Here is a 1,754-nt window from a genome sequence, read left to right on the forward strand (position 1 = left end):
TGGATAAATATAATTTTCCTATGTGTGCTTCAAAAAAGTCTTCCTTATAAATTTTGAATTGAAGATTTTTTTATATATTAAAAAGCACTTACTTTACTAAAGTAAGTGCTTAGGGGAATAAGGAATATTTAATATTTGGGGGAGTAAATATCCCTGATATTTTAATTATGGCCTATGACTACAAATATTATACATATATTCCAAAAAAATATTTATAATAGATGATAAAACCTTTAAGATATTAGTTTGTTATAATATAATAGATTCTAGTTGATAATTGTAATATGAATAAAATAATTAATTCAAATATAATGGAGAAGACACAATGATTAATATATATTTAGAAAATGAAAGTAAAACAAGAGAACTTGGATATAAATTAGGAAAACTTTTAAAGCCAGGTAGTGTTATATGTTTGGTAGGAGATTTAGGTGCGGGCAAAACTACAATGACTCAAAGTTTAGCACAAGCTTTAGAAGTTGATGATTATATAACAAGCCCAACATTTACGATAGTAAATGAGTATGAAGGAAAAATACCATTATATCATTTTGATGTATACAGAATAGGTAGTAGTGAAGAAATGTATGATATTGGATATGATGAATATATAAACGGTGAAGGTGTATGTATAATTGAATGGGCAAACTTAATAGAAGACATACTCCCGGAAGAATATTTACATATAGAGTTAAGATATAAAGAAATGTCTAGAGAAATGATATTAAATCCCGTTGGAGAAAAGTACCAAATAATAGTTGAGGAGCTGACAAAATAATGAAAGTTTTAGGGATAGATACATCTTCAATGGCTACGAGTGTAGCAGTAGTAGAAGATAATAAATTAATATGTGAGTATACGATAAATACTAAAAAAACACACTCTCAAAAGATTATGCCAATGATAGAGAATATGTTAAAGATAAGTGATATAAATATTAATGAAATAGATATGATTGCAGTGTGTGAAGGACCAGGTTCATTTACAGGTCTAAGAATAGGTATGGCTACTGCTAAAGGTATAGCTCACGTAAATAGCTTGCCAATAGTAGGAGTGAATTCAGTAGAAATATTAGCAGGTAATATGAATTTATGTGATAAAAATATCTGTTCAATACTAGATGCACAAAGAACTCAAGTATATATGGGGCAGTACAAGTTTGAAAATAATGAATTAATAGAAATAAAGAATGTGGATGTTATTGAAATAGATAAATTGATAGAGGAGTTATCAAATAGTAATAAAGAGTGGATTTTAGTTGGAGAAGCGGTTTATAAATATGAAGACAAGCTTAAAGTAGCAGATAATATAAATATACCAGCTCCTTCTCATAATGTGACTAAGGCAAGTAGTTTGTGTACTATAGCTATGAATAAATATAATAAAAATATAGGTGTTTGTGATTGCTACAGCATAAATCCTATATATATAAGAAAATCTCAAGCAGAAGTTGAATATGATGAAAAGATGAAGAGGTTGAATGATGGAAAATAATTTACTTATAGAGCAAATGACATCAAAAGATATTGATGGAGTTTTTGAAGTAGAAAAAAATTGCTTTGAACATTATTGGTCTAAAGATTCATTTAAAAAAGAACTTAATAATGATGTTGCAAGATATTTAGTAGCAAAGATAGATGGAAAAGTAGTGGGTTATGTTGGGATATGGTTTGTAATGGATGAAGGTCATATAACTAATGTAGCTGTTCATGATGATTATAGAGGTAAAAAAATTGGTGATGAATTAGTAAAAG

At 27.9% G+C, this 1,754-nt stretch carries 3 protein-coding genes; all 3 read left to right on the top strand.

The annotated features are described in order from the left end of the window. Nucleotides 1-325: 325 nt before the first annotated feature. A complete protein-coding gene (tsaE, locus tag VLM92_RS05470) occupies nucleotides 326-778 on the top strand; it encodes a tRNA (adenosine(37)-N6)-threonylcarbamoyltransferase complex ATPase subunit type 1 TsaE (protein ID WP_325275345.1) in 453 nt (150 codons plus the stop codon). After that, nucleotides 778-1,494, top strand: coding sequence for a tRNA (adenosine(37)-N6)-threonylcarbamoyltransferase complex dimerization subunit type 1 TsaB (gene tsaB / locus VLM92_RS05475; protein ID WP_325275346.1), 717 nt, complete (start codon nucleotides 778-780; stop codon nucleotides 1,492-1,494). Before tsaE ends, tsaB begins: the two co-directional genes overlap by 1 nt. Beyond that, nucleotides 1,484-1,754, top strand: a 271-nt coding sequence (locus tag VLM92_RS05480) for a GNAT family N-acetyltransferase (RefSeq protein WP_325275347.1), incomplete at its 3' end; no start/stop codon positions are given. The genes tsaB and VLM92_RS05480, both read left to right, overlap by 11 nt.

It is taken from the genome of Romboutsia sp. (genome assembly GCF_035470145.1).
GTDB lineage: Bacteria > Bacillota > Clostridia > Peptostreptococcales > Peptostreptococcaceae > Romboutsia_D.

Coding starts and splice junctions, on each gene's coding strand:
- tsaE (WP_325275345.1), top strand. CDS start 326: ATGATTAATATATATTTAGAAAATGAAAGTAAAACAAGAGAACTTGGA.
- tsaB (WP_325275346.1), top strand. CDS start 778: ATGAAAGTTTTAGGGATAGATACATCTTCAATGGCTACGAGTGTAGCA.